This window comes from Bacillus sp. 1735sda2 (genome assembly GCF_024159245.1).
Classification (GTDB): Bacteria; Bacillota; Bacilli; order Bacillales; family Bacillaceae; genus Bacillus; species Bacillus pumilus_O.
The window spans coordinates 746,005-763,756 of the sequence record NZ_JAMYWZ010000001.1 but is presented as its reverse complement, the minus strand read 5'-3'; the positions used below and the strand labels follow the sequence as shown (position 1 = coordinate 763,756).

Genomic DNA, 17,752 nt, shown 5'->3' with positions numbered 1-17,752 from the left:
CTTTTCTCCCGCCTTCTTTAAAGTAAACTCATCTACTGATTAATTAATTTTTTCTCATCGACCATATGCCCTGAGGCTGCTTTTGCTTTTAAATAGGCTTCATTATAGAGAGAGGCTTCGACCGTATGATCAAACCGCAAAACAGGCAGACCGTAGGCAGCAATAGAGTCGACTTTATCTGGATTGTTCGTTAGGAGATGCATTGGTTTCCCTTTGTTTAAATAGTGCAGAACAGCCGCTGCCTCTTCGTAATGCCGATCGTCATCTCCGCATCCAATCAGGCGGTTGGCTTCAAACGTATCCAGCTGCATTTCCTGTAATTTATACGTCAATGCTTTCGCCATCAGCCCAATTGACCGCCCTTCTTGATTGGCCATATAGACAAGCATGCCTTTTCCGTAATCAGTGATTTTCTTCAGCGATAACGCAAGCTGTGGACCGCAGTCACATTTCAATGACCCAAACACATCCCCTGTTTGGCAAACACTATGAATTCGCACAAGCGGCGGCATTTCATTTTCAAAGTCGCCAAATAAGAGACAAGACGAAAAGGTTTGCTGCGCGGTACTCATTTTGACAATAGATTCGATCGTTGGTTTTGTCTCCCCTTCAACTGGTGCGAAGGCATACCATTTAAATGGCACTTCTTCATGTTGAATGGAGATTGGCAGATTCACTGGCCCCACGAGCAAATAGTTTTTTTCTTGAAAGGTAAAATGATGAATCATTGATTGTAATTCATCTACAAATTTATTCATTTGTCTCCCCCCTAATCATCGCTGCACCCAAATCGACTCAGGTAGCGCAGTGATGGAGTGATGAATATGTGTCAGCACTCATGGCTTAAAAGAACTTGGATATGCGTTTTCTCTCATCGTTCAGACCTTGCTTCCACCTATTCTAGCGATAGTTCAATCTAGGTCTTTTCCAGTACAAAGGAGCAGAAATCTTGGTTCATCACGCCTTGCTCTTCCATGATGCGCATATGCTCTTTCTTACAATGAACACCTCTGCTTCGTTTGATTGTTCACCTTTGTACTAGATTTTGACGGCAATGACATGGTGCTGGCTTATGCCGGCTTTTGCTTTTAATGGTGTAATCGATACAAGCTCCAGACCTGATGAACAAATTCTTTCTCCGAGCTGAGAGTCTGAAAATGAAAAGTGGAAACGGCCATCTTCTCCGATTAACCCTGTTTTCCACTCTTCTCCCCATACAACAAGTGAGAAGACTCCGCCTTCTTGAAGCAAAGAGGACACCTGTTTTAAATAACGCTCATGATCATCAGGATGCTGGTGATGAAAGCAGCCATGATCTAAAATTAAATCAAACTGCATTTCTCGCCCCTGCTCCATCGACCATGACATAAAATCTTGATGAACAAAATGAACAGGGACCGTTTCTCTTTTCTGTAATCCTTCCCACTCCTCATGCTCATACAGGTCGATGCCGACATATTCGGAAAGTCCACTTAAATGTTCAAGTGCTCGGCCGTTCCCGCATCCGATATCGAGTACAGAAGCAAGTGCATTCTTTTCCCTTGAACGCCAAGCTTTTAATGACATTACAGCTGCATCTGTTAAAGATGGATCAGTAGACCACATATCTGTTCTTTTCTCATAATGTTCTTGAAATGCCATACGCATTTTTTCTAGATACAACCCACTGTCTTCATGGTATAAAGCCTTTTTCATCACAGGACCTCCTTCTTTTTAAAATCGACTTTTCAGGTAAAGGTCATTTTCAAGCCAAAAACCTTATGTTAAAATAAAAGATGGATTTTTTAGAAAAATCTGTTTTCTAAAAAAGAAGAGAAGCATCCCACATGTTCACTCTTCTTTTTCAACATTCATCCTCATATGCAGCCATTGGATTGCTGCAGCGCATCAGCTTGTTCTCTCTTTTTTTCATATGAGTTCACCTCCTTTAAGGCTCGATCAACTCACAGCCTTTATTGAAACCGCTTTCCCTTCTGTACAAAAACATAATGGCTTTTATATATCTCTTGCAAAGTGATCATAGTAGAAAGCTCAATCTACTGTTTAGAACGACTACTATATCTTTTTCAAGTAAAAGACCGTTTTCTTGTGTTTTAGTAGAAATATTCCGAGCAAGACTTTTCTCTTAAAAGCGCTAATGACTTGGTTTTATGCACCACCTCTCACTAGAATAAGCCTCGAATAGTCCATCAGTATTTTAACAACTACTTCCATAATGACTGGAATAAGCCAAATATATTGTTTTTAGATTATTTTGTCAACAATATATTTCCTAAACTTTAAAATGAATTTTCTAATTGAAAATACATGTATTTTTCGTGGCTTTTTGACCTCAAAACCCTTATTTCTACATAAAAACACAACATAAATCTTTAGATCTAAGATATTTATCCTCTAAAATACACAATGTTTTTATTACATTTTGAAACAAATTCGAAAGATACATTGATTATTTCCCGAATAGATTTTTGTGATATTTTGACTATTTTTTCACATTCTCTATCATATCCTTTGGTATACCTGCATTTTCAATTAGATGTTTTACTATTTATTCCAATCTGCTGTTTTTTCTAAATATAGTAAAAAAGTTGTGACCTCTCCTTCAAAGATGGGGGCATGAAAAAAAGCCCCTTACGAAAGTAAGAGGCTTTTTCTCAGTTGGCGTTTATGCCCAAGTTTTCACTTTTTCATGGTCTGTCACAAAGAGAAGGACTTTCCCTTCATCTAAATGTTCTTCAAATTTCTCAGCTTCTTCTTTAGAGAAACCAATTTCATGGATTTTATTTCGGAGCTCATCGCCCTTTTTACTAAAGATATTCCCAACAGCATGTTTCAGGCCAACTTCTCTTGGACCTATCGTATTGGCATCTGCATTTTCAGCAATACGCTCTGTACGATCATCGTCATGGGACAGAACATAAATGTCCTCTCTTGCAACACCGAGTGATTTTAATTGCTCTACATCTCTTTGAAGTGTTTCATCATTTGAATACTCTCTTACAACAGGTTTCATTTTATATTCCTCCTTTAGCGTCTTACGAATCTTTTACCCGTCACTTTTATCATTAAACCTTCTTTGAGCACATCCATATTACATTGTGTACTAACCATGCCTATTGACTTATTTTTGACAAAAAGCCTGTAAAAATGACTAAATTTTCTGAAATATTATGTTCATCCCTGCTGTTTTATTGTACAATTCTTGTACTGGAGGCTAGAAATGAGGTAGAGCTGATGTATTACTTTTCAGCGGAGCAGCAGTTTAATGCTTGGGTTGTCAGTGATTTGGTGAAACAGCTTTTTCAAAAATGGAATCCTGAAGAAGCAAAAGCAGAGCCGCTTACATTGTTTGCTGAACAGCACTTTCGCATCTCCATTGATTATCTCTTTTCCATCATTATTAACATTGGAGATATCGAGTCGATTGAACAAGATCCACAAGACCTGTTGTCCTCATACTTGAATATCCTTTATCCTTTTGTGACGCGCGATATGATGAAAGCCTCCATGCAAAATGCGAACGAATATTTGTTAAAAGAACGTGATGCGGACGTGTATCAGCTGTTTGGCTGTCTGCCGCCGCTCCTCTCTGTTGACTTCCAAAAAAGTAGTCCTCATCTATAAGATGGTGGCTGCTTTTTTGTATGTGTTTGAAATAGACCGTATGTTTTGAATGAAAAGAAGCATCATGTTAATGTAAATCTAGGCTGCAAGTGAAAGGGAGGATTTGACATGAGTCAACAAAAGCAAATTCAATTAGCCAAACGTCCACAAGGATTACCTACAAAAGATGTTTTTCATTTTGAAACAGTCGATATACCTGTGCCGCAAGATGGTGAAGTCTTGATTCAAACGAAATATGTTTCTGTAGATCCTTATATGAGAGGACGGATGCAGGATACAAAATCCTATACACCTCCATTCAAGCTAAATGAAGTGATTCAGGGCGGTGTTGTCGGAGAAGTCGTTGAATCCAAATCGCCTCAATTTGAAAAAGGTGATTTTGTACTTGGATTCCTTGGCTGGCAAGAATATTCCACGGCCAAAGCTGATTCTCTCACAAAAATTGATCCATCTATTGCGCCGTTGTCCTATTATTTAGGCATTTTAGGTATGCCAGGGCAAACCGCTTATTTCGGTCTTCTTGCGATTGGCCAGCCAAAAGAAGGCGAGACTGTTGTCATTTCTGGGGCCGCAGGTGCTGTTGGTTCCGTTGTGGGACAAATTGCTAAGATCAAAGGCGCTCACGTCGTTGGGATTGCGGGATCTGATGATAAGCTGGCTTATTTAAAAGAGCTGGGCTTTGATGAAACAATTAATTATAAAACAACAAATGATTTAGATGATGCCATTGCAAAGGCGTGCCCTAACGGCGTCGATGTGTATTTTGACAATGTAGGCGGCGAAATATCTGATGCCGTGATGAATCATTTGAACCGCTTTGCACGTATTCCGGTGTGCGGCGCGATTTCGTCTTATAACATTAGCGCAAGCGAGGACATTGGACCGCGTGTGCAAACAAAACTTATTAAAACAAGTGCATTGATGCAAGGCTTCATTGTTGGCAACTACTCAGATCGTTTTGAAGAAGCAGCAAGAGACCTCGCACAATGGGTAAAAGAAGACAAACTGACTTATAAAGAAACAATCATTGAAGGCTTTGACAACATTCCGGATGCATTCATTGGACTATTCAAAGGAGAAAATGTCGGAAAACAGCTTGTCAAAATTTCATAAAAAGAAAGGACCCTCCATGTGGTAGGGTCCTTAGATTGTTGACAAAGGGCTAAAATGATCTTGATTTTAGCCCTTTGTCTCTTTTTCAGCGTGATAGAAAACCTTTGCAGTATAGGAAGGACGAGTACTGGCGCGGAGCGAATTTGACATTCGTGAGCACCAGCACGCAGGACTGACACCGAATGCGAGGGTTTGTCTACACGCTGAGACCCTCCATGTGGCAGGGTCCTTTTTATGCTTGCTTCGGCGCAAGATGCAACTGGCCTTGCTTATAAACAATTTCCTGAAGCGATAGATGTAGCTTTTTCGCCATTTTTTTGAGCGTTGTATGCTCTTGAGGTGTGACGAGGCTGATGACAGCTCCTTCTTTTCCTGCTCGACCGGTTCTGCCTGAACGGTGAATATAGCCTTCTTCGTTTGGCAGGTCGGCATGGATCACGTAAGGCAGATCGTCAATATCGATCCCTCTTGCTGCGATATCTGTTGCAAGAAGAAGCGGGAATTCACGCTGTTCAAATTCCTTTAAGATGATAGCTCGCTCTGCTTTTTTCGCTTCACTATGAAGGACACCAAGGTCGACATGGTGATACGCTAATTTCTCTGCATAAATGCTTAGATTCGTAATATCACGCACAAAAACGAGCGCATGCATGTCCTCAAGCCGTGATAGCTTTTGCAGTAGTTTTACTTTGTCACGCTGGTCACATAACAGATAATAGTGTCCTACTTTCTGCGCTTCTTCCTCACTTCGAGCAATTTTCAATACTTCTGGTTCAGATGTCATTTCTTTAATCAGTTGAACCGTTTCGTCTTTCAAGGTCGCAGAAAAACAAAGGATTTGTCTTTCTTTTAGTGTGGATTTAATGATCGCTTGGATCGTTTTCATATGCTCTGGCACAAGAAGCTGATCTGCTTCATCTAGCACAATTGTTTTGACTTCGTGCATTTTCAGTTTCTTCATTTTGATTAATTCTTGTACACGCCCAGGTGTTGCGACAACGATGTTCGGGTGTTTTTTTAGTTTTTCTTGCTGTTTTTTGATGTTTGCTCCACCAATCAAGGAGACCGCTTTGATGTCTGATCCTTGTTTGAACTCTTGCACGACATCAAAAATTTGCATCACAAGCTCTCTTGATGGTGCCAAGATTAAGACTTGTGGGTGCTTGATATTCACATCGATTTTATTTAAAAGCGGCAACACATACGCCAGTGTCTTCCCCGTTCCCGTAGGCGATTCTGCGATCACATCACGCTTCTCCGTAATCCATTCTGCTGTTTTTTCTTGTATAGCTGTTGGTTTTTCGAAGCCAGCCGATTGGAAGTTCTCTTGAATAAATGGCTTTGCTTCTTTCAAAAATGCCCAATTTTCTATCATGTCGATCTCCTTTATCCTCATTCAATCTATCCTTTAGTATCTCAAAATCAGCTTTGAAACGCAATTTTTCTTTTGATGCTTTTATCGAGACGGACAGTTCGATATAATCATGAGAGGCACTAGCCGTTTTGAATCTATTTGAGGTGTAAAAAATGATATTATCTGTTAAAGATTTAAGCCATGGCTTTGGCGACAGAGCCATTTTTCACGAAGTCTCCTTCCGTTTATTAAAAGGCGAGCATGTTGGTTTAATTGGCGCCAACGGTGAAGGAAAGTCAACGTTTATGAATATTATTACTGGCAAGCTGGAGCCAGATGCAGGAAAAGTGGAATGGGCAAAAAATGTCCGTGTCGGTTACCTGGATCAGCACACTGTGCTAGAAAAGGGACGAACGATCCGCGAAGTGCTTCAGGATGCATTCCACTATTTATTTTCAATGGAAGCAGCGATGAATGACATTTACGGCAAAATGGGTGAAGCCGATCCTGATGAGCTGGAAAAGCTGTTAGAGGAAGTGGGCGTCATTCAAGATGCGCTCACAAACAATGATTTCTATATCATTGATTCCAAGGTCGAAGAAATAGCGAGAGGTCTTGGGTTAACCGATCTTGGGCTGGACCGTGATGTGACTGAGCTGAGCGGCGGACAGCGTACAAAAGTATTGCTTGCGAAATTGCTGTTAGAGAAGCCAGAAATTCTCCTTCTCGATGAGCCGACCAACTATTTAGATGAGCAGCATATTGAGTGGCTGAAGCGCTATTTACAGGAATATGAAAATGCGTTTATCCTCATTTCACATGATATTCCGTTTTTAAACAGCGTGATTAACTTGATCTATCATGTTGAAAATCAAGAGCTCACGCGCTATGTTGGTGATTATGATCAATTTAAACAAGTGTACGAAGTCAAAAAGAGCCAGCTTGAAGCAGCTTACAAAAGGCAGCAACAGGAAGTCGCTGAATTAAAGGATTTTGTGGCAAGAAACAAAGCGCGTGTCAGCACAAGAAATATGGCCATGTCCCGTCAAAAGAAACTAGATAAGATGGATATGATTGAACTCGCAGCAGAAAAACCAAAGCCTGAATTCCACTTTAAAGCGGCACGGACTTCTGGGAAATTGATTTTTGAAACAAAAGATTTGGTCATTGGTTATGATGAACCACTCTCTCGTCCATTGAATCTGAAAATGGAACGTGGGCAAAAAATTGCGCTTTACGGTGCTAACGGGATTGGAAAAACGACATTGCTGCGAAGTCTCCTTGGAGAAATTTCTCCGATTTCGGGTGAGGTGGAACGCGGAGAATTCCTTCATATTGGTTACTTTGAGCAAGAAGTAAAAGAACAAAACAGCAACACTTGTATTGAAGAAGTATGGAGCACCTTCCCTTCTTACACGCAATATGAAGTGAGAGCTGCCCTTGCTAAATGCGGATTAACGACAAAACATATTGAAAGCCGCGTGTCTGTTTTAAGCGGTGGAGAAAAAGCAAAGGTCCGTCTTTGTAAGTTGATCAATGAAGAAACCAACCTACTTGTTCTCGATGAGCCGACCAATCACTTGGATGTCGATGCGAAAGAAGAACTAAAACGTGCATTGAAAGAATACAAAGGGAGCGTCTTATTGATCTCTCACGAACCTGAATTTTATCAAGATGTAGCCACTGAAACTTGGAATTGCGAATCTTGGACGACAAAAGTATTATAACGGCAAAAAGCCTTATATCTGAAAAAGATATAAGGCTTTTTTTTTAATGACCTGCTTGAATATGGATAAGATGCTTACGACCAATTAGCAGGATAATCATGCCCAACAGAACGACAGCCGCCCCAACATAGTAAGGGGTGCTCGCTGTATAAGATTCAGCAAGTACGCCGGCAATCCAAGGAGCAATCGCGCCCCCAATAAACCGCACAGCACTGTAAGAGGATGAAGCAATGGAACGCTCAACTGGTGCTGATCCCATCACAGCGGTCGTGAGCACGGTATTGATCATGCCAAGAATCCCCCCAGCAATGACAATTCCGCAGATGACGACGACAATATGTGAAGTCCAAATGCCAATACCGAATAAAATCACAGCAAACGAAGCAAAAAGTACCACAAGAGAAGTCAATGTTCCAAGCTTGCGATGAATGACTGGCGCTAAGAAGACAGATGTGACGGCCAAAAATAGCCCCCATCCAAAAAAGACATAACCAAGACCATGCTCATCCAGATGAAGCACAAATGGCGAATACGCTAAAAGCACAAAGAAACCAAAATTGTATAAGAAAGCGGCAGATGCCATCGTTAAAAGCCCTTTATATTTTAACGCCCCGACAGCCTCAAATAATTTCACCTTTTTCTGAGGTTTTTGCATCGGCGGAAGCATAAACGTAATGGCTAAAAGAGCAACAAGCATTAATACCGCAACACCAAAGAATGGTCCGCGCCAAGAGATCGTCCCAAGCTCTCCGCCAAGCAGCGGTCCAACTGAAATCCCAAGACCTAGTGCGGCCTCGTATAAAATAATGGCCTTCGCACTTCCTCCAACAGACACACCGACAATGACAGAGAGAGCCGTTGAAATGAATAAGGCATTCCCAATGCCCCATCCGCCTCTATAGCCGATTAATTCATTAATCGTTGAAGAGGTACCACCTAAAGCAGAAAAGACAATAATAAAAATAAGTCCGATTAATAATGTCCATTTCGCACCAATTCGACTAGAGAGAAAGCCGGTAAAAAACATCACAAAGCCGGTCACAAGTAAGTAGCTCGTAAACAACAGAGAGACCTGACTTGGAGATGCATCTAATTGTGATGCAATCGCCGGCAAAATTGGATCCACAAGTCCTATCCCCATAAATGAAATCACACATGCAAAGGCAACAGCCCAGACGGCCTTCGGCTGCCTAAGTAGACTTGTACGCTGTTTTAACACTTCTTCTTCCTTCATTCCATCAGAACCTTTCCTTCAAATGTTGACAAAATAAAATAAACACACTGAGGTGTTTATTTTTGTAGTTGCTCAATCGCATGAGCCGCTCTATCTTTCATCGTTTCAAGATCCTTTTTAAAGGATTGAATCGTTTCAAGCTTTTTTGTAATTAATTGATGTTGCACAGTCAGCTGCGCCTCAATATCTAACAGCTTTTCTAATCGTTCCTTCGGATCAAGCGACAGCAAGTAGCCTTCTTTATTCAGCTCTAACTGCTTCCCTATTTCCATAAACGATTGAAGCTCTTGTAAAGAAAAACCGAGTACCTCTTTTGCCTGCATAACTTTTTCTAGTTCTTCCATGTCGTCCTCTGAGTACAGCCTGACTCCGCCCTCTGTCCGCTTTGGTGCTGATAATAAACCAATTTCTTCATAGAAACGAATCGTCCGTTTCGTCAGTCCGCTTCTTTTCGCCACTTGATCAATTTTCATCCAATCCATTGCCAGTGCCTCCTGCTCATCAATTCATCATTTATTATACACCTTTATTACCTTAACGTAAACGTAAATTTTTGAGTTCCTGATTCTCACGTGTTTTGAGGTAAAGGAAAAAACCCTGTAGAATGTCCTACAGGGTTTTATTTCAAACATTTTATTAGGATTAACCTTCTAATTCCTCAATCATGATCGACAGTTCTGTCCAGCGGTCCATTGCTTGTTCTAGTTCTTCAGCAACGGCTTTTTGTTCGTCCATCAGTTCTTGAATTTTCCCAAAATCACTGCCTGCTTCTGCAATGCTTGCTTCAAGCTGCTGATGTTTTTCCTCCAATGCCTGAATCCGGTCTTCAATTCCATCCCATTCAAGCTGGTCTTTGTAAGAAAGTTTTTTTCTCTTTTTAGGCGCCGCTTCTACTTGTTTCTCAGCAGACTTTGTCTCTGTCCGCTTCGCCTCTTTTTCTTGCTCCATGTAATCGCTGTAAGCGCCTTGGTAATGTGAAATGCGGCCATTTCCTTCAAAGGCGAGCAGACGATGAACCACTCGGTCTAAGAAATAACGATCATGCGATACGGTCATGACAACGCCAGGAAACTGTTCTAAAAAATCCTCTAAAATGCTGAGGGTCTCCGTATCAAGATCGTTCGTTGGCTCATCTAAAAAGAGAACATTCGGTTCTTCCATTAAGACTTTTAGTAAATACAATCTGCGGCGTTCTCCCCCTGACAGCTTGCGAATAAACGTCCGCTGCATGGACCTTGGGAATAGGAACCGTTCCAGCATTTGCTCTGCTGTCACTATGGCGCCATCAGATGTCTTAACGATCTCAGCTGTTTCCTTGATGTATTCAATGATCGTCAGCTCTTCATCCATTTCCTTATGATCCTGCGTGTAATAACCAATGCGAACGGTTTGTCCAATCGTCAACTGTCCTGAAGTCGGTTCAATTTTACCCGCTAGACAATTGAGAAGCGTCGTTTTTCCGACTCCATTCGGCCCAATGAATCCAATTCGGTCGCCCGGCACGACTAAGTCTGTAAACCGCTCCACAAGGGTCTGACCAGCAAATGAAATTGACAAGTCTTCTGCCTCTATGACTTGTTTTCCTAGGCGATGCGAACCGATGGCGAAATCCAGCTCTCCCTTCGCATCAGGGCCTTTTTGATCCATTAGTTCTTCAGCTCTGCCGATGCGTGCTTTCTGCTTCGTTGTTCTTGCTTTTGCCCCTCTTCTCAGCCATGCAAGCTCTCGTCTGAGTAAGTTTTGACGTTTCGTTTCTTTCACCTGAGCCTCTGCTTCTCGTTCCGCTCTTTTTTCTAAAAAGACTTCATAATTTCCTTTATACGTATAGAGCTGTCCTTGATTCAATTCATAAATTCGATTGGCCACACGGTTGAGGAAATAACGATCATGCGTCACCAGAATGACAGCACCGCTGTATTGACTCAAATATCCTTCGAGCCATTCAATTGTTGCATTATCGAGATGGTTGGTTGGCTCATCTAAAATCAACAATCCCGCGGGCTGAATTAAATTTTTAGCAATCGCGACACGCTTTTTCTGTCCGCCTGATAAGGCATGAACAGAACGACTCACATCTTTGACACCAAGCTTTGTCAAAATTGTTTTTGCTGACAGGTTCGCATCCCATGCGTCTTCCTGATCCATTCGATTTTGCATGCGCATGAGTGCCTCTTGTTTTGCCTCATTTTGCGGATCATGCTCTAAATCGGCGAGTGCCTGTTCATATGCCTTCATCGTTTGAATCATCGGTGCTGTTCCAGAAAAAATGTAATCGAGAATCGTTTCATCCCCCTTCATTTCAGGGTCCTGCTCAAGAAATTCGATATCAAGCGTCCCTGCCTTCGTGATGTCACCTTCCTCAAACGATTCAAGTCCTGCGATGACCTTTAGGAGCGTTGATTTCCCTGTTCCGTTTGGTCCAATTAACCCGATGCGTTCCTTTGGTTCTATATGAAAAGAAATATGATCAAACAGCGTTTTCTCGCCATAGGTTTTATATAATCCTTCTACATTCAATAAACTCATTTTTATCAGCCCTTACATAGATTCTTCCTTTATTTTAAATCAGCCAGTAGCAGAAAACTAGTTTTAAAAAACCCGCTGCTGAAAAGAATGTTTCCTTTTGCTGCTCGATATACTATGAAGAGGTGATCTAAAGATGGTAACCATTAGCTTATGTATGATCGTGAAAAATGAAGAGGAGGTGTTAGCGGACTGCCTTTCCTCCGTTCAAAACATTGTCGATGAGATGATCATCGTTGATACAGGTTCAACAGATCGTACGAAAGAGATTGCTCACTCCTTTTCAGCCAAGGTACTTGATTTCGAATGGGTTCAGCATTTTGCCAAAGCCCGCAATTTCGCTTTCTCACGTGCAACGAAAGAATATATTTTATGGCTTGATGCAGACGATGTTCTGCTTGAAGAAGACCGTCAAAAATTTCTTCAGCTCAAAGAGACACTCGATCCTGCGGTGGATGCCGTCTCAATGTTTTATCATGTAGGATTCGATGAAGACGGCCAGGTGAATTTTAAATATAGAAGAAATCGCCTTGTGAAGCGTGCCTTGAACTTTCAGTGGTACGGGGCCGTTCATGAGTTTCTTCAGGTGTACGGAAACATCTTACCAGCCGATATAGCCGTCACACATCAAAAGCGTAAGAAAACAACTACTGGTGAACCAGGGCGCAACCTGCGAATTTATGAAGACATGCTGGCAAGGGGAGAGGACATGACGCCTCGTGACCTCTTTTACTTTGCCAATGAATTAAGAGATAACAGGCAGCATGTCAAAGCAATTCGTTTTTATCATGAATTTTTAGCGACAAAACAGTGCTGGATTGAGGATGAAATTCGCACATGCCAATATTTAGCAGACTGCTATTATGCGGTAGGCTTCGAGGAAGCGGCTTTATCCTCATTATTACGTTCTTTCTTATATGATCAGCCTCGTCCAGAATTTTGTTGCCGAATCGGGGATCATCTAAAAATTCAAAATAAACATCAGGCAGCGATCTTTTGGTATGAGCAGGCGCTGAAGGCTCCTGAAAACGAAGCAGCTTTCACACTCACACATTATAAAACATGGTATCCTCACCTTCAGCTTTGCTACTGTTATTATCAGCTTGGCGATTTGGAGAAAGCCAAAACACATCACCTTGCTTCCGCAACCCATCATCCGACTCATCCAAGTGTGCTGTATAATGAAAAAATATTTACTGAACAGACATAAACGATCTATCACCACATCCGCCTTCCATCTCCCGGCGGATGTCTCTCTTTAAGCAGAAATTCGATGATGGCGCTCAATACTTTAGTGATTTAAAGCGTTTTTCAACCAATTGACTAAATTGTCATTTCAGCATATACTAACACTCGTCTTACGAAAAGATTTATCCATTAGGAGGTCAACATGAGTTCTTTATTTCGAAAAAAGTCTCTCGACCAGCTCATGCTTGAAAGTCAAACGAAGCGGCTCAGCCGATCGTTAAATACGTTTGATTTAATCTTGCTTGGCATTGGCTGCGTGGTCGGGACTGGTATCTTTGTGATTACGGGGGTTGCTGCGGCAAAGGATGCGGGACCTGCGATTATTATATCTTTTATTTTAGCTGCGATCGGATGCGCCCTTGCTGCTTTTTGCTACGCTGAGTTCTCCTCGTCCATTCCTGTATCAGGAAGTGTCTATACGTATTCCTACGCTACACTTGGGGAATTTCTCGCCTTCTTAATGGGCTGGGATCTCATGCTTGAATATGTCATTGCACTCTCTGCTGTAGCAAGCGGATGGTCGTCCTATTTCCAATCACTGCTCAGTGGATTCGGTGTGCACATACCGAATGCTTTATCAGCTGCACCTGGAGCCGCTGATGGAGCCGTCTTTAACCTTCCAGGCGCACTCATTATTTTGCTTATCACCTTTATCGTCTCAAGAGGCGTGAAAGAAAGCACGAAGCTGAATAACATCATTGTACTAATTAAAATTGCCATCGTCCTTCTCTTTATCATTTCAGGCTTTGCGTACGTCAAACCTGAAAACTGGACACCTTTTATGCCGATGGGCTTCCACGGCGTGATTGCTGGAGCGGCGACTGTCTTTTTTGCTTACCTTGGATTTGATGCAATCGCTAATGCGTCTGAAGAAGTCAAAAATCCTCAAAAGGCAATGCCAATCGGAATCATCGGTGCGCTCGGTGTTTGTACGATTTTATACATCGGTGTTTCATTTGTCTTAACAGGCATGGTTCACTATACGAAGCTGAATGTCAGTGACCCTGTCGCATTTGCTCTTCAAGTTGTTGGCCTGAATAGTGTGGCGGGCATTATATCCGCCGGTGCCATTATTGGGATCACCACGGTTTTAATTGCCTTAGTCTATGCGCAGGTGCGCCTAACCTTTGCGATGAGCCGCGATGGTCTTATGCCGAAGATTTTCTCTAATGTCAATCCAAAATCACAAACACCCGTTGCCAACACTTGGCTGACAGGTGCTGTCGCAGCATGTATCGTAGGCTTTGTGAACTTATCGACACTCGCGAATTTAGTGAGCATCGGTACGCTTGCAGCCTTCACAGTCATTTCAATCGCCGTTATCGTTTTACGGAAAAAACACCCGAATGTCAAAGCAGCGTTTAAAGTGCCATTCGTGCCTGTTCTTCCGATTATCAGTGCGGTCATTTGTATCACACTCGCAACTACCCTTTCATGGGAGACATGGAGAGCCTTCCTGATCTGGGTGGCCATTGGTGTCGTTGTTTATTTCGCCTATGCAAGACGAAAAAGTCATCTGAATGAAACGCATTAGAAAAGAGACACGGGGATTCCCGGTCTCTTTTTTTGCTTAAACCACGCTGTTTTTGACTGAATTTGAATCTACCATATCTGGATCTAACACACTTGAAATCGGAATGACAAGCGGTGAACAATCACCATTGTCCTCTCCAAATCCTTGGTTCAATTTCATCGAGAGAAAATAATCGACCTGCTGATAAGGTCCTAGCGTCAGTGATGCACCCCGATCCATTGCATTGACTTTAAAAGCACCGACATTGACGACTGAGGGTGAGAATAACATCACACGTCACTTCCTTTGAATGGGTTTAGCTGTTGGTGAAAAAGAGGCAGGTGAGTCCACTTGATCTCGATCATCTACATGGCTTTTTGTCCCGACAAAACCGCTGGCATCTCCAAAATTTTGTCCGTACCCCTGATTTTTTTTATCTGAGTTTTGCCACTCTGCTAACAAATTTTGTCCGACATTCACCGCCGACGCATTTTCAAAGGAATTAATTTTTAACATGAAAATATTAATATTGATATACGGAGTTGGTTGAACCACAGATAAACCTCCTTTTTATAGGTATATGCAAGCACCCATCAAGTATGTTAACAGGAGGTCTTCACATGGACTTCGAAAAAATGAAGCAGTGGATGGATATTGCCCAGCAAATGCATGGGGATGATTTTTGGAAAATGATCTTCGATGATGAGCAAAGATCTCCCTTTATGGCAAACGGTCCGTCTCCCTTTACATTTACGCAGCAGGATCAGCGCGGCCAAGATGCGTCGTTTCCACCCATCGACATGGTGGAAACCGCGACAGAAATTCAGTACCTAATTTATTTGCCTGGCTACCGAAAGGAAGATGTACAAGTGTTATCATATGGCGAATATTTGGTTGTGAAGGGACAGCGTTTTTCCTTTTTTAATGAGCAGGACTTTCGCCAAAAGCAAGGGAAGTATGGTCCGTTTGAAAAGAAAATCCGCCTTCCAGAGATGATTCTCGGTCAAATGAATGCTGCCTTTAAAGACGGTGTACTTTACATCCGCCTGCAAAAGGATGAAGGAAAAGCGACGGCTATCATCATAGATGACGAATATTGATACTCACTGCGTCGATTTGATCACGATCATCAATCGATTCAATCGGCAGGATCGTGATCACGCCATCAGCATTCTGTTCCCCAAACCCATTGTTTCTTTTCATCGTACTGCAATGATTTCGAACAAACGTCGAACCAAATGTCATGGATGATCCTGTGCCGATTGAGTTCGTTTTCATATGGGCAATGTGGATATGAGTAGACAGCATGTGCTTCTCTCCTTTCTTGTCATCTCTATAAGTATATATCTCACAGCTTTTCCATAGACTAGATCAAGGCAGAAGAAAAGGTTGTGGTCTACTTGAAACATTTCATTCTATCACTCTTTAAAAAAACTGAATCCAGTCCATCCCCCTCTGTCACCGAGCTGGAGAAAAGGCTCACCGCTCTCGAGCAAAAAATGTCTGCATCAGCTTCCCCTGTCTCAGAGGATACACACATTCATATCGAATCCCTGCATGTGGACAAAATTGATTACCATTTAGAGTTTGGTGAGCTTTCCATTGACCAGCTTCAAGGCAGACTCAACATTGGGGCAACCTATTACACGCCAAAAGACACGCACATCAAAAAATCAGCACCTTCACCGAAGCCAAAAGAAACAAAAACACCGACAGTCTCGATTCGATCAAAGCCACATTCGTAATCCGATCAACTTTTAAGCACAACCGGAAGCCAGAAATACACAGCAAGGACAATCACCACAATACTGATGATATTTAACCAAAATCCTGTCCTGACCATATCTGATATTTTCAGCACGTCTGCACTAAAGACAGCGGCATTTGGCGGTGTGGAAATCGGCAGCATAAACGCACATGAAGAAGCCAAAGCAGCCGCAGCCATTAACCCATAGGGCTCGATTCCAATCGCAAGCCCAAGCCCTACCGTAATCGGTATGATCATATTGGCAACAGCTGTATTTGACATAATCTCAGTCATAAACAAAATCGCTCCCGTTAAAATGATCAATAGCATGATATACGAAAGCCCATTTAAATGCTGTAGATTTTCCCCAATCCATCCTGTTAGATTGGTTTCTGCAAAGCCCGTAGCGAGCGATAGCCCACCTCCAAACAAAAGCAACAGCCCCCACGGCAGCTGTTTCATATCCTGCCATTCTAGTATTCTCTCTCCGTTTTTTGCTGGAATGAGAAATAACAGCAAGGCACCAAAAATGGCGATGGACGTATCGGATACGGTAACTCCTCCAAACAAAAAGAGTTTAAAAATCCACAAAAACGCCGTCGTGAGAAAAACGGCAAACACCCATTTTTCCTCTTGTTTCATTTTTCCTAAATCCTCTAATCCCTTTCGAATGAACGTTACACTTATTTCACCTGTGTGCTCTACCTTAAACTGGACTTTAGTCAAATACAGAAATAAGAGAATGAGCAGAATCATGGCAACAGGAAAACCAAACAAAAACCATTCAAAAAACATAATTTCCCGATCTAATAGCTTTTTTGACATCGCAGCAAACACCGCATTTGGGACGGACCCGACAAGTGTTGCCAGACCTCCAATTGACGCTGAATACGCAACCGTCAATAAAATGCTTTTACTGAATCGCTCAAGAGATGGACCAGCTAAAATATCATTAGCTTTGACCTCTTTAATCACAGCCAGTGCCACCGGGAGCATCATCAGAGCTGTCGCTGCATTTGAAATCCACATAGATAAAAAAGCAGTCGCGATCATGACACCTAATACAATGCGGTCACTTCGTGTGCCAATCACCCTTAAAATGTGTAAGGCCATTCTTCTATGCAGATTCCATTTTTCAATAGCAATTGCGATCATAAATCCGCCCATATACATAAAAACGATCGGATCTCCATAAGCTCTTGATGTCTGTTCCATCGAAAGCCCGCCAAGTGTCGGCAATAGGATGATGGGCAATAAAGATGTTGCAGGGATGGGCAGTGCTTCTGTCACCCACCATGTAGCCGTCCAAGCGGTAATGCCCAAGACTATCCTCGCAGCATAGGTCAATTCATTTTCAGGTATGAGAAAAAGAACGAGCAAGAAGAGTGCCGGTCCAAGCACAAGTCCAATCACATTCACCTTTTGATAAACGATAACAATTCCCCCTTATTGAAAGCGCTTGTATATTTTTCTATTTTTCCACATTCGATGATCTCTTAAGAAATCCTTTAAATCATAAGAAAAAATGAAGATATCTTTCATAGAAACCATCTATCATTTTCGTCCCTTTCCCAAATCCATGACATGATACATTGGTCTATTTTCATAGGAGAAACTATACAAATCATCTGCAATCACTGTAAAATATAGAAGATCTAATCAAAAATTG

Annotated in this window: 18 protein-coding genes; 7 read left to right on the top strand and 11 right to left on the bottom strand. The window is 42.0% G+C overall.

Annotation, left to right across the window (positions count from 1 at the left end):
- Positions 1-32 precede the first annotated feature (32 nt).
- From NKR21_RS03860 to NKR21_RS03850, 3 genes are all read right to left on the bottom strand, one after another.
- Positions 33-758, bottom strand: coding sequence for a GTP cyclohydrolase II (locus tag NKR21_RS03860; protein ID WP_012009236.1), 726 nt, complete (start codon positions 756-758; stop codon positions 33-35).
- A 280-nt stretch (positions 759-1,038) separates the two neighbouring features.
- A complete protein-coding gene (locus NKR21_RS03855) occupies positions 1,039-1,695 on the bottom strand; it encodes a class I SAM-dependent methyltransferase (RefSeq protein WP_088000768.1) in 657 nt (218 codons plus the stop codon).
- Between the two features lie 970 nt (positions 1,696-2,665).
- Positions 2,666-3,013 carry a YflT domain-containing protein gene (locus NKR21_RS03850; protein ID WP_088000770.1) on the bottom strand — a complete coding sequence of 116 codons (348 nt, stop codon included), beginning with the start codon at positions 3,011-3,013 and terminating at the stop codon, positions 2,666-2,668.
- Positions 3,014-3,234: 221 nt separating this feature from the next.
- Between NKR21_RS03850 and NKR21_RS03845 the strand changes: the two genes are divergently transcribed.
- Both NKR21_RS03845 and NKR21_RS03840 read left to right on the top strand, forming a co-directional pair.
- A complete protein-coding gene (locus NKR21_RS03845) occupies positions 3,235-3,624 on the top strand; it encodes a YfmB family protein (RefSeq protein WP_012009233.1) in 390 nt (129 codons plus the stop codon).
- Positions 3,625-3,732: 108 nt separating this feature from the next.
- Positions 3,733-4,737, top strand: coding sequence for an NADP-dependent oxidoreductase (locus NKR21_RS03840; RefSeq protein ID WP_144456663.1), 1,005 nt, complete (start codon positions 3,733-3,735; stop codon positions 4,735-4,737).
- Between the two features lie 232 nt (positions 4,738-4,969).
- On the opposite strand, the gene NKR21_RS03835 is transcribed toward NKR21_RS03840, so the two are convergent.
- Positions 4,970-6,112 carry a DEAD/DEAH box helicase gene (locus NKR21_RS03835; protein WP_012009231.1) on the bottom strand — a complete coding sequence of 381 codons (1,143 nt, stop codon included), beginning with the start codon at positions 6,110-6,112 and terminating at the stop codon, positions 4,970-4,972.
- A 152-nt stretch (positions 6,113-6,264) separates the two neighbouring features.
- Between NKR21_RS03835 and NKR21_RS03830 the strand changes: the two genes are divergently transcribed.
- On the top strand, positions 6,265-7,818 hold the full coding sequence (locus NKR21_RS03830; RefSeq protein ID WP_012009230.1) for an ABC-F family ATP-binding cassette domain-containing protein: 1,554 nt from the start codon (positions 6,265-6,267) through the stop codon (positions 7,816-7,818).
- Between the two features lie 43 nt (positions 7,819-7,861).
- Here the strand turns inward: NKR21_RS03830 and NKR21_RS03825 are convergent, their stop codons facing one another.
- The 3 genes from NKR21_RS03825 to NKR21_RS03815 all read right to left on the bottom strand — a co-directional run bounded on the left by NKR21_RS03825 (position 7,862) and on the right by NKR21_RS03815 (position 11,578).
- Complete coding sequence (locus NKR21_RS03825) at positions 7,862-9,052, bottom strand: MFS transporter (protein ID WP_119124548.1); 1,191 nt, start codon at positions 9,050-9,052, stop codon at positions 7,862-7,864.
- Positions 9,053-9,108: 56 nt separating this feature from the next.
- Positions 9,109-9,534, bottom strand: coding sequence for a MerR family transcriptional regulator (locus NKR21_RS03820; RefSeq protein WP_012009228.1), 426 nt, complete (start codon positions 9,532-9,534; stop codon positions 9,109-9,111).
- A gap of 160 nt (positions 9,535-9,694) precedes the next feature.
- Complete coding sequence (locus NKR21_RS03815) at positions 9,695-11,578, bottom strand: ABC-F family ATP-binding cassette domain-containing protein (protein WP_144456665.1); 1,884 nt, start codon at positions 11,576-11,578, stop codon at positions 9,695-9,697.
- A 133-nt stretch (positions 11,579-11,711) separates the two neighbouring features.
- Here NKR21_RS03815 and NKR21_RS03810 point away from each other — a divergent pair, with 133 nt between their 5' ends.
- A complete protein-coding gene (locus NKR21_RS03810) occupies positions 11,712-12,785 on the top strand; it encodes a tetratricopeptide repeat-containing glycosyltransferase family 2 protein (RefSeq protein WP_144456668.1) in 1,074 nt (357 codons plus the stop codon).
- 180 nt (positions 12,786-12,965) lie between these two features.
- Complete coding sequence (bcaP, locus tag NKR21_RS03805; RefSeq protein WP_144456670.1) at positions 12,966-14,357, top strand: branched-chain amino acid transporter BcaP; 1,392 nt, start codon at positions 12,966-12,968, stop codon at positions 14,355-14,357.
- Between the two features lie 36 nt (positions 14,358-14,393).
- On the opposite strand, the gene NKR21_RS03800 is transcribed toward bcaP, so the two are convergent.
- Positions 14,394-14,627: a hypothetical protein gene (locus tag NKR21_RS03800; RefSeq protein WP_012009224.1), complete on the bottom strand. Its 234-nt coding sequence runs from the start codon at positions 14,625-14,627 to the stop codon at positions 14,394-14,396.
- Between the two features lie 6 nt (positions 14,628-14,633).
- Entirely contained in the window at positions 14,634-14,891 is a 258-nt protein-coding gene (locus NKR21_RS03795) for a hypothetical protein (protein WP_012009223.1), read from the bottom strand.
- Positions 14,892-14,956: 65 nt separating this feature from the next.
- Here NKR21_RS03795 and NKR21_RS03790 point away from each other — a divergent pair, with 65 nt between their 5' ends.
- On the top strand, positions 14,957-15,436 hold the full coding sequence (locus NKR21_RS03790) for an Hsp20/alpha crystallin family protein (RefSeq protein ID WP_012009222.1): 480 nt from the start codon (positions 14,957-14,959) through the stop codon (positions 15,434-15,436).
- Here NKR21_RS03790 and NKR21_RS03785 read toward each other — a convergent pair.
- Positions 15,417-15,644, bottom strand: a complete 228-nt coding sequence (locus NKR21_RS03785) for a hypothetical protein (RefSeq protein WP_144456672.1) — start codon at positions 15,642-15,644, stop codon at positions 15,417-15,419. The two genes, NKR21_RS03790 and NKR21_RS03785, sit on opposite strands and share 20 nt — an antisense overlap.
- A 92-nt stretch (positions 15,645-15,736) precedes the next feature.
- On the opposite strand from NKR21_RS03785, the gene NKR21_RS03780 reads away from it, so the two are divergent.
- Complete coding sequence (locus NKR21_RS03780) at positions 15,737-16,081, top strand: hypothetical protein (RefSeq protein WP_301287524.1); 345 nt, start codon at positions 15,737-15,739, stop codon at positions 16,079-16,081.
- Positions 16,082-16,086: 5 nt separating this feature from the next.
- Here the strand turns inward: NKR21_RS03780 and NKR21_RS03775 are convergent, their stop codons facing one another.
- Positions 16,087-17,502 carry an SLC13 family permease gene (locus tag NKR21_RS03775; RefSeq protein WP_144456674.1) on the bottom strand — a complete coding sequence of 472 codons (1,416 nt, stop codon included), beginning with the start codon at positions 17,500-17,502 and terminating at the stop codon, positions 16,087-16,089.
- Positions 17,503-17,752 lie beyond the last annotated feature (250 nt).

Bases quoted from the DNA above. Each gene is read 5' to 3' on its own strand.
- NKR21_RS03860 (WP_012009236.1), bottom strand. From the start codon at position 758: ATGAATAAATTTGTAGATGAATTACAATCAATGATTCATCATTTTACC.
- NKR21_RS03855 (WP_088000768.1), bottom strand. From the start codon at position 1,695: ATGAAAAAGGCTTTATACCATGAAGACAGTGGGTTGTATCTAGAAAAA.
- NKR21_RS03850 (WP_088000770.1), bottom strand. From the start codon at position 3,013: ATGAAACCTGTTGTAAGAGAGTATTCAAATGATGAAACACTTCAAAGA.
- NKR21_RS03845 (WP_012009233.1), top strand. From the start codon at position 3,235: ATGTATTACTTTTCAGCGGAGCAGCAGTTTAATGCTTGGGTTGTCAGT.
- NKR21_RS03840 (WP_144456663.1), top strand. From the start codon at position 3,733: ATGAGTCAACAAAAGCAAATTCAATTAGCCAAACGTCCACAAGGATTA.
- NKR21_RS03835 (WP_012009231.1), bottom strand. From the start codon at position 6,112: ATGATAGAAAATTGGGCATTTTTGAAAGAAGCAAAGCCATTTATTCAA.
- NKR21_RS03830 (WP_012009230.1), top strand. From the start codon at position 6,265: ATGATATTATCTGTTAAAGATTTAAGCCATGGCTTTGGCGACAGAGCC.
- NKR21_RS03825 (WP_119124548.1), bottom strand. From the start codon at position 9,052: ATGAAGGAAGAAGAAGTGTTAAAACAGCGTACAAGTCTACTTAGGCAG.
- NKR21_RS03820 (WP_012009228.1), bottom strand. From the start codon at position 9,534: ATGGATTGGATGAAAATTGATCAAGTGGCGAAAAGAAGCGGACTGACG.
- NKR21_RS03815 (WP_144456665.1), bottom strand. From the start codon at position 11,578: ATGAGTTTATTGAATGTAGAAGGATTATATAAAACCTATGGCGAGAAA.
- NKR21_RS03810 (WP_144456668.1), top strand. From the start codon at position 11,712: ATGGTAACCATTAGCTTATGTATGATCGTGAAAAATGAAGAGGAGGTG.
- bcaP (WP_144456670.1), top strand. From the start codon at position 12,966: ATGAGTTCTTTATTTCGAAAAAAGTCTCTCGACCAGCTCATGCTTGAA.
- NKR21_RS03800 (WP_012009224.1), bottom strand. From the start codon at position 14,627: ATGTTATTCTCACCCTCAGTCGTCAATGTCGGTGCTTTTAAAGTCAAT.
- NKR21_RS03790 (WP_012009222.1), top strand. From the start codon at position 14,957: ATGGACTTCGAAAAAATGAAGCAGTGGATGGATATTGCCCAGCAAATG.
- NKR21_RS03785 (WP_144456672.1), bottom strand. From the start codon at position 15,644: ATGCTGTCTACTCATATCCACATTGCCCATATGAAAACGAACTCAATC.